Origin of the sequence: Pseudobutyrivibrio ruminis AD2017, from assembly GCF_000424305.1 — a bacterium.
Classification (GTDB): Bacteria; Bacillota; Clostridia; order Lachnospirales; family Lachnospiraceae; genus Pseudobutyrivibrio; species Pseudobutyrivibrio ruminis_B.
Genome location: NZ_AUJQ01000013.1, coordinates 42,214 through 50,648 on the forward strand (window position 1 = coordinate 42,214; position 8,435 = coordinate 50,648).

Annotated in this window: 5 protein-coding genes; 3 read left to right on the forward strand and 2 right to left on the reverse strand. The window is 38.4% G+C overall.

All coding sequences use genetic code 11. The annotated features are described in order from the left end of the window. The first annotated feature begins 78 nt into the window (after window positions 1-78). Entirely contained in the window at window positions 79-3,498 is a 3,420-nt protein-coding gene (locus G611_RS0109355; protein WP_196801565.1) for a SpaA isopeptide-forming pilin-related protein, read from the forward strand. A 65-nt stretch (window positions 3,499-3,563) separates the two neighbouring features. On the opposite strand, the gene G611_RS0109360 is transcribed toward G611_RS0109355, so the two are convergent. Then, window positions 3,564-4,544: a LacI family DNA-binding transcriptional regulator gene (locus G611_RS0109360; RefSeq protein ID WP_028243398.1), complete on the reverse strand. Its 981-nt coding sequence runs from the start codon at window positions 4,542-4,544 to the stop codon at window positions 3,564-3,566. 245 nt (window positions 4,545-4,789) lie between these two features. On the opposite strand from G611_RS0109360, the gene G611_RS0109365 reads away from it, so the two are divergent. Together G611_RS0109365 and G611_RS14545 are read left to right on the forward strand one after the other, a co-directional pair. Then, entirely contained in the window at window positions 4,790-6,655 is a 1,866-nt protein-coding gene (locus G611_RS0109365; protein WP_028243399.1) for a PTS beta-glucoside transporter subunit IIBCA, read from the forward strand. Window positions 6,656-6,671: 16 nt separating this feature from the next. Then, the gene (locus G611_RS14545; RefSeq protein ID WP_051195195.1) at window positions 6,672-8,063 is read left to right on the forward strand and encodes a glycoside hydrolase family 32 protein; all 1,392 of its coding nucleotides are present in this window, start codon (window positions 6,672-6,674) and stop codon (window positions 8,061-8,063) included. 146 nt (window positions 8,064-8,209) lie between these two features. On the opposite strand, the gene G611_RS14550 is transcribed toward G611_RS14545, so the two are convergent. After that, a partial coding sequence (locus G611_RS14550) for a transposase (RefSeq protein ID WP_242824275.1) occupies window positions 8,210-8,435 on the reverse strand: 226 nt, incomplete at its 5' end.

The following is an 8,435-nucleotide window of genomic DNA, read 5'->3' on the forward strand; positions in this document are numbered from 1 at the left end:
CTAGTTTGTAACAAGAGTGGCTTTATAATGATTTCAAAGATGAGTATTATAAGCTTTTTTGAAATTGGAGATAAAGCCATGGGAAAAAGATTAGTGAAAAGATTTTTTGCAGGAACCATAGCAGCCATTATGTTGACTGCTATGGTTCCTGTGTCTATATCTGAAAATATATTTGGCGGAATTGGAAAAGTAGAAGCTGCTAGTGTTTCATATATTCCAATGACTATTGCAAGCGGTTTTAATTCCGATGTAATTATGGATAGTGGTGAGACACTTAATAACCAGGCGGCAGCAGATCAGATGAACAATCTTTCCATTGGTGGTAACTGTTTCTATTCTGCTGGGTATAGCTCAACAGGTGGTCTTCCAGCTAACAAGATTGTCACAGATAAATCAGGTACTGTTTCAGGTTTGAGCTGGACACTTGGTGATTACAAATCTAATAATGATATGAGACTTTCACCTGGTTCATCGGGAACCTTTACATTTAACACAGTTGGAGTTTATCAGAAGGTTTATTTTCTTGTAACAGCAGGTGGTATTCCAGGTAGCTCAGCTACTATGAATACAACAATTAATTATTCATCTGGTAGTGCAAGTACATCTAAATTTACCGTTGTAGATTGGTATTCAAGTACAAATTATGCTAATGCAACATTTAAACGTGTATCATCAGGAGAGGGGATTAACGGAAGTACTTCTGCAGGTCCATATTTTACACGTTGTGTTATGAATTTGGATACAACCAGACTTGTAAATAGTATCACTATTAAGAACACTGCCTCTTCAGGTATCATTAACGTATATGCGGTAACAGGTGTTACAGCTGCGGTATCTGCACCTACAAACCTTAAGCTTGAAGGATGTGCTGCACTTAATGCTACATGGGATGCAGTTACAGGTGCATCTTCATACAGAATTGATATTGCAAGGGATGCGAACTTTACACAAATCGTAGGTGATTATAATAACAAGACTGTTTCAACAAACTCTTGTCAGGTAAAGGGACTTTCAACTGGAGTTCAGTATTACGCCAGAGTAAGAGCTGTTGATAAGGATGGAGGACAGGGCCCATCTTCAGCAGTAGTAAATTGCAAGTCAGATTATTCATTTACTTATAAAGCTGCTGATAATAAATTTGAAGCAAACTGTACAATTGATGGTTGTGAATACGATAAAGACCATAAGATGCAGTATGAACTGAAGGCAGAGGATACTGTATATAACAGACAGCAAGTTCCTGCTATATTAGATAATTCAAACGCAAGCTTTTTTACAGCAGCTACAGGCTACACTGTTGGTGAAATTAATTATTACAAGACAAATACATACGGAAGCACAAGTGAATCTGGTGCGACTCCACTAGGAAAAAATGCACCAAGAGATGTTGGTTATTATTTTGCAAAGGTGACATTTTCAAAGGATAGCACAAGCTATTCAATCGTAAAGCCATATAAGATTTATCTTGAAGATGCAAACTTTGCTCAGGAAAAATTAAATAACGTATACAACGAAGAGGAGCAGTCTACAATCACAAAGGTAAAGGGTGATTCTGCAGTTTCTAATCTAAGAGTTGTACTTAATAATTCAGCAGATCAGATTAAGATTTATAAGATTGCTGATATGTACTACAACAATAATAACAAGGATTATGATGACCTTACCTGGGATACAGATGCAGTTTCAGCATGGCTTGCAGCATCAAGCTACAGTAGTGATGACACATATAAGGCTCCTAAGAATATAGACAGTATGACATCGGCTCTGAAGAATGAGTTCTACAAGGACATGCTTACTGAAGAGGTTATGGAAGCTACACTTGTAAGGGATACAACAGTGGCAGAGCTTATGAATGAAGGCGATGTTGTTAGCGCTCTTAACGAGAAAGATGGTAGCTACTATGCATACTTTAATGATATGAACTTTGGTAGATATATTATTGCCGCAACAAACAGTGGCGGTACTGCATATACACCAGTAGTTATCGATATCATTCCTTATCAGAATGGTCCACATACAGATTGGTATGTAATCAGCGAGTTCACAGCTTACCTAAAGGAAGTTGTTGCAACTATAGATAAGAGCATCAATGGTCATGATGTTTCTGATGCAGTAAATTATGGTGAAGTTGTAACCTTCAAGGTAGATGCAACTCTTCCATCTATGTATGGAGACCGTTCAACAGTTGGTACAGGTGGCCGTGAATACACATTGCAGATGATTGATACTATGAGCCAATCCTTTGCACTGACAAATGAAGAGCCATATTTGACATACAGCATCGATTCTGCAAATGTTCAATATGCTGATGTACCATTTGAGCTTGGAAGGGAATATTCATATTACGTATTTTCTGATTCAGCAGTTGCGAATGCAATTCCAATTACAAAGGATAATGAAGCTGATTACAAGTACGATGCAGCTTCTAATCTGATTGGTAAATATGCAGTTCCTCAGACAGGAACACTTTATAGCATTAGTCATAGTGTAGACGATACAGGTATTACAGAAATAGTTGTAAACTTTAATGTTAGCGCGCTGAAGTCATATCTTAAAACACTTATGGCTACAGCGGGGGTATCACCTAGCGAAGTAACAGTATCACTTAATTACAAGGCTACAGTTACAGAGGTTGTAGAGGTAGGAACAGATAACAACACCAATACAGCTAAAATTGTATTTGAAAAGAGTACTGGAGAGATTGATAGCACAGAGGATGTTGTAAGAGGTTACACATACGCACTTCGTGTGATTAAGAAGGATGGAAAGGACGATTCTTTCTTAGCAGGTGCTCAGTTTAAGATTTATAAGGAAGGTGATGTATTCCTTAAGGCTGCAGATTCTGATACTTATGTATGGAAGATGAGAGTAGGCAGTGAGGATACAGAAGCTCCTGCAGATGTTGCAAATGTAGAAGAGGTGTTAACTACATTTGAAAATGACGGCCTTACAAGTAACTACTATGTTCTCACAGAAGAATATAATGAGGCTGGCACCACATCAGAAGGTGTTGAATACGCAGCTGGTGATACAGTTGTTAAGATATTCAATATATACACACAGGCTATTAATAACACAGCTGATAATACAGTAATATCAACAGGTGAGTTTGTATCAGTAGCCAATGCAAATGGTGTATTGCTTAGCGGATTAGCAGAAGGTAATTACATCATCGCTGAGACAAAGGCTCCTAGCGGATACAACGATTTAGCAGAAGATATAATGTTCTCAATCTTTAGAATGGATGATTCTGAGGCAGCCCAGTACTATCAGGGTAGCTTAAAGAACTTCTATGAGATTGGTGATACTCCAGACACTAAGAAGCTTAACGAGAGCAGCACAGTTCTTCTTACAGTGCTTAACTACAAGGGACTTGTACTTCCTAGCACTGGTGGAATGGGTACATTGATATTCACTATTATCGGTATAAGCATAATGGGATGTGTAATTGTATTGTTGATTACACGCAAGAAAAGAGATAGCAGCTATTATATGTAAGTAAGCTGTTATGATATAGTCTAAAAAAGGAACGTTTATTGGAACGTTCCTTTTTTTATAAGAAGTTATACAGATTGATTTTTGATGATTTCAAAGCCTAATTTCATGGCCTTGTCAGGGATGTCTGGGTTTAGGATTTTATCTAATAGGAAGGTGGCGCCTTCAATTCCGCATTCTCTATAGTAGAAATGCACTGTAGTAAGACTAGGAGAAAGAATAGAAGATGGCTTGCTTTCTCCGAATCCAGCAACAGCAATATCATCAGGAATCTTTATTTTGTTTTCGTTTAGATATTTGATGGCACCTAGAGCTATGGTATCTGTGGCGCATAATATTGCATCTATATTTTTATTCTTGCCAAGAAGAGCTTTAGTATTTTTATAGCCGTTATTCATATAAAAGTTACCGGTTTTGATTAGATCGATTGAAGGCTTGATCCCGTGCTTGTTAAGCGCATCGAGGAATCCATTCTTTCTATTTACGCCAACAGCCATATCCTTTTCAGTGACACCGATGTAGGCTATGTTTTTGTGGCCTTTACTTACAATGTAATCAGCTAATTCGTACGCTGCTGTGTAGTCATCATGGAAGATGCATGTGGAAATATCAGTCTGCTGTCCAAGGACTACATAGGGAATGGTAAGGTCCTTAAGAGCCTTCTTGTGTTTAGGGGTAAGGACTGTTCCAAGCAAGATGATGCCATCAACGATGTTCTGCTTGAATGTATTAATAAATTCTATTTCTTTTTCATCTTGGTTATCGGTGTTGGCTAAAAGCATTTGATAGCCTTTTTCGTTTAGGACTTCACCAATACCAGCTACGACCTGTGAAATGGAATCGGAATCTATTTTAGGAATAATGACTCCGATAATTTTAGTCTTTTTAGTTCGAAGGGTTTGGGCCTGGGTAGATGGAATGTATCCAGTCTCATCTATTACTTTGGCAATGGCCTGTCGCTTTTGTTCACTAAGGTATCCATTATTTAGATATCTGGAAACCGCTGCAGGAGATACGCCTGCAAGCTTAGCAATTTGATTTATGTTCATTGGTGTTCTCCTAAATAAAATGAAATCGTTTTCACCATTATTATATTTGTAAGAGGGAACTAAATCAATTTTTGCAGTATTTTTTGTGAAAAACATATAAATAATATATGAAATCGTTATCACACATTACTAATAGGAATTTTGCGTCATCCGTTATATAATGTCACCATGATATGAAATCGATTTCATACAAACTCAATCGATTTCTTTATTTAGTTATTAAAGGGAAATAGAAAGGAAACAACATGGATTACAGATCGTGTGCAAGCCAAATCTATGAACAGATTGGTGGAAAGGATAATTTAATCTCAGCTGCACATTGTGCAACTAGACTTAGATTAGTAATCGCTGACAACAGCAAGGTAAATGTACCAGCATTAGAGGAGATTGAAGGAGTTAAGGGTGTATTTGATGCATCTGGTCAGCTTCAGCTTATCATCGGAACAGGTACAGTTAATAAGGTTTATGATGAGTTTATTGATATCGCAGGTATCGAGGCATCTACTAAGGAAGAGCTTAAGCAGGTGGCTGCAAGCAAGGCTCCATGGTGGAAGCGCGCTATCAAGACTCTTGGTGATATCTTTATCCCAATTATTCCAGCTATTGTAGCAACAGGTCTTTTAAATGGTTTACTTGGTGGTCTTGTACAGATTTGGCCATCAATGGCAGATTCATATTTCTATAATCTTGTAAATATGTTCTCAAATACTGCACTTACATTCTTACCTATTCTTATTGCTATCTCAGCAGCTAAGATTTTTGGTGGAAATATCTATCTTGGCGCAGTAATTGGTATGATTATGATTCACCCAAGCTTAGTTAATGCTTGGACAGTAGCAAGCGGTGCTGAAACAAGCACTCTTTGGTCTTGGTTTGGCGCTTGGAACATTGATAACGTAGGTTACCAGGGACACGTTATTCCAATCGTTCTTTCAGTATGGTTAATGTGTACTATCGAAAAGAAGTTACACAAGATTGTTCCTGAAATGTTTGATTTATTCGTAACACCACTTTGTTCAGTTCTTGCAGCTGGTTTCTTAGCTATGACAGTTATTGGACCTATCTTTGCACAGATTGAGACATGGGTACTTTCAGGTGCTAAGGCACTTATCGCTATCCCATTCGGTGTTGGTGCTTTACTTATGGGTGGTTTATATGCCCCTACAGTACTTGCTGGTGCTCACCACATGTACAACGCTATAGAAATGATGATGCTTTCAGATAACGGTATGAATATCTGGATGCCAATCGCTACAGCAGCTAACGTTGCTCAGGGTGCAGCTGCTCTTGCAGTATCATTAAAGACAAAGAATACAAAGACAAAGTCAATGGCTCTTCCTGCTTCACTTTCAGCTTTCATGGGTATTACAGAGCCAGCTATCTTCGGTGTTAACATCCGTTACGGTAAGCCATTTATCGCAGGTATGGTTGGTGGTGCCGCAGGTGCTTGCGTTGCTTCTATCATGGGCGTTTACGCTACAGCAAACGGTATTACAGGTTTATTCGGACTTCTTATTGTAACTGATTGCTTACCAGGATATTTACTTTCATTTGCAGTTGCTTCAGTTGTAGCATTTGCAGTTTCATGGGCTCTTTACAAGGACGAAGAGAAGACAGCTACAGTTGAGACTGAGACAAAGTGTGAAATCAACGTAGAGCCAGATTCAGTTTACTCACCACTTAAGGGTGAAATCATTCCTCTTACAGAGGCTCCTGACAAGGTATTCGCTAGCGAAGCACTTGGTAAGGGTATCGCTATCAACCCTACAGAGGGTAAGGTAGTTGCTCCTTTCAACGGAACAGTTGCAATGCTTTATGATACAAAGCATGCTATCGGTCTTGTAAGTGAAGACGGTGTTGAGGTTCTTATCCACATCGGACTTGATACAGTTAAGTTAAACGGAGAGCACTTCACAGCACACGTTGCGCAGGGTGACAAGGTTTCTTGCGGACAGACTCTTGTAACATTTGATATGGACGCTATCACAAAGGCTGGATATCCACTTGTTACACCAGTTATCATTTCTAACACTCCAAAGTTTGCTGAGGTTAGCAATGTAAAGATGGGTAACACAGATTTCAGTGAAAAGGTTTTAACAGTAACAAAATAAATAAGGTGTTAATTAGATGAGTTTAAACAATAAAAAATATTTAACTCCTAGATTTCATCTTTTCCCACAATCAGGCTGGCTTAATGACCCTAATGGTCTTTGCCAGCTTGATGGCATACATCACATATTTTTCCAGTATTCACCAGACTCACCTAAGGGCGGTGAAAAGGACTGGGGTCATTACTCCACAAAGGATTTCATCAACTATGAATTCTCAGGAGTATTTATGAAGCCCGATATGCCAGAGGATGTTAGTGGTGTTTATTCAGGATGTGCTTATGTAGAAGATGGCCAAATGTATATCTACTACACAGGCAACGTAAAGCATCCTGGAGATTACGACTACATCCTTGAGGGAAGAGAGAGCAATACAATATTAGTAACTAGCCAGGATGGAATAAAGGCCAGCGAAAAGAAAATATTGCTTAGAAGTCAGGATTACCCAGATAATCTTACTCTTCATGTTAGAGATCCAAAGGTATGGTGCCAGGATGGTACTTACTACATGGTACTTGGGGCAAGAAAAAAGAATGACGAAGGCTGCGTTATCCTTTTCAAATCCCAGGATAAGATTAATTGGGAATTTAGTCACTTCATTGAAAAAGCAGACTTCGGTTACATGTGGGAATGCCCTGATTTATGTTATGTAGATGGCAAACAGTTCTTGTCAGTATCCCCTCAGGGATTGGAAGCGAAGGAGTATAGCAACCAGAATATGTATCAATCTGGTTACTTTAATACCACTTCGGATTTATTGGCTGATGGCAAGGCTTTAGGCGAATTTACAGAATGGGATTTCGGGTTTGATTTCTATGCCCCACAGACATATGTAGATGAAAAGGGAAGAACAATCCTGATTGCATGGATGGGTATGCCTGATGCAGAATATGGTCACGACATTTCAGTAGAAGATGGATGGCAGCACATGTTGTCATTACCTCGTGAATTAGTCTTCGACAATAAGTCAGGAAAGATTCTTCAGAAGCCAGTGGCTGAAATCAAGGATTTGAGAGATAAAAAGATCGACATTAAGGACATTGCTGATGTAGAGACATACGAATTAGATATGTCTCAGTTTGGACAGGATGATTTTACTATCCAGTTCAACAAGGGCTTTGATGTCAAATACAATAAGCTAGCCAATGATTTAGTATTTTCTTTTACAGACAAGGAGCTTGGAAGTAACAGAACAACTAGAAAGCTAAAGCTAGCTAATGGGGAGAAAATAGAAAGCATGAAGATTTTTGTTGATACATGCAGCATTGAAATCTTCATCAATGACGGTCTGTATACCTTTACTACAAAGTACTTTAAGGCGAAGGACGTTGAGAATACACTTTCTATAGATGGAAAAATTGATAATATAGATGTCTATAGTCTTAAGCCGTTTAATGTAGTTTCTAAGTAATGGATTAGGATGACTAGTGTTAGAGATGGGAATATTTTCCCATCTCTCAGACTGTAGACAAAGAGGATGCTGCAAAACACCGTTTTGCAGCATCCTTTTCTTTTTTCTAAGATTAATTTTTGGTTTTTAGTTCAAAAGACCTATTTCTAGGCCATTTTCAATTCCCATTCTTGCTGTATTTTTGCAAGCTTCTTTAAATTCATACATGCAAAAGTAAGCGCAACCTTCATTCTCATGCGCGCCTTGCCATACATCTGTGTATATCTGAAACCATGATTCTCTTTAGCTGTTCCAAATATTCTTTCTATGGTTTCTTTTCTATGGGAATATAATTCTTTCATTCCCTCAGTGTGTCTTATGTCTTCACATGCT